Origin of the sequence: Streptomyces dysideae (genome assembly GCF_001514305.1) — a bacterium.
Lineage (GTDB): Bacteria > Actinomycetota > Actinomycetes > Streptomycetales > Streptomycetaceae > Streptomyces > Streptomyces dysideae.
Window position 1 is genome coordinate 1,032 of the sequence record NZ_KQ949176.1, and the last position, 1,001, is coordinate 2,032.

Below are 1,001 nucleotides of genomic sequence, written 5' to 3' on the forward strand. Positions count from 1 at the left end.
GACCAGGGTTCTGGCCCTGTCCGCGTACGCCGACCGCGAGACGGTCATGGGCGTGCTGGCCGCCGGGGCCGTCGGTTACCTGGTCAAGGGCGCGCCCGCGGCGGAGATCCTGGAGGCGGTCACGCGCGCGGCCCGGGGCCAGTTCAGCATGTCGGCCGAGCTCGCCGAAACCTGTCTGGAACCGCTTGGGCGCCTGCCGATGCTACAGGTGCCCGGGGCACGTCCGACCGCACCGATCGACGAGAAGGCGTACCTGGACGTGCTCGGACAGGCGCCGTGCGGTGTGCTGGTCACGGGGGCCCAGGACCGCATCGAACTCGCCAACGAGCAGGCCCGGCGCATGTTCGGCTACAGCAGCACTGAACTGCGGGGCAGGCGGCTGCGGGACCTGCTGCCCGAGCGCCCCGGCGCCGGGGCGGCGGCCGGACAGCTGATCGCGCCGGTGACGCCGGGGCTGCGCAGGGACGGCTCCGAGTTTCCCGCACGGGTCGGCGGCGGCCGGCTGCGGGGCGGGCGCCCGCGACACGTGGTGTATGTGACGGACCTCGGCGAGGCGGGCGTGACCGGTGACCGGCTGCGCCAGCTCGTCGAGTCCTCACCGGACGCGATGATGGTCGTGGACGCGCAGGACCGCATCCGTCAGGCCAGCCGTCGCGCCGAGACCCTGTTCGGATACGGCCGGGAGCAGTTGCTCGGCATGTCCGTGTCGACGCTGCTGCCCGACCAGCCGCTGACCGTCTCGCTGCGGGACTGGACCGATCCGTGCCAGGAACCGGCCGGCCACAGTGTGGAACTGGTCGGCCGGCGCAAGGACACCAAGCAGTTCCCGGCCGACGTGAGCGTCAGCCCGCTGCGCACCACCGAGGGCGTGTTCGTCGTGCTGACGGTCCGGGACATCACCGAGGTGCAGCGCGCCCAGTTCGTCCTCGAACGCAGCCTGGAACTCCTGGAGGGCACCGACCGCGACCGGCAGGCCCTGCTCAGCCACCTCATTCATGCCC

General features: G+C 72.4%; 1 protein-coding gene. It reads left to right on the plus strand.

Annotated features, from left to right (window positions below):
• Window positions 1-1,001 (plus strand): PAS domain S-box protein (locus AQJ91_RS48210; RefSeq protein WP_159054847.1); only part of this gene is annotated, 1,001 nt, incomplete at both ends.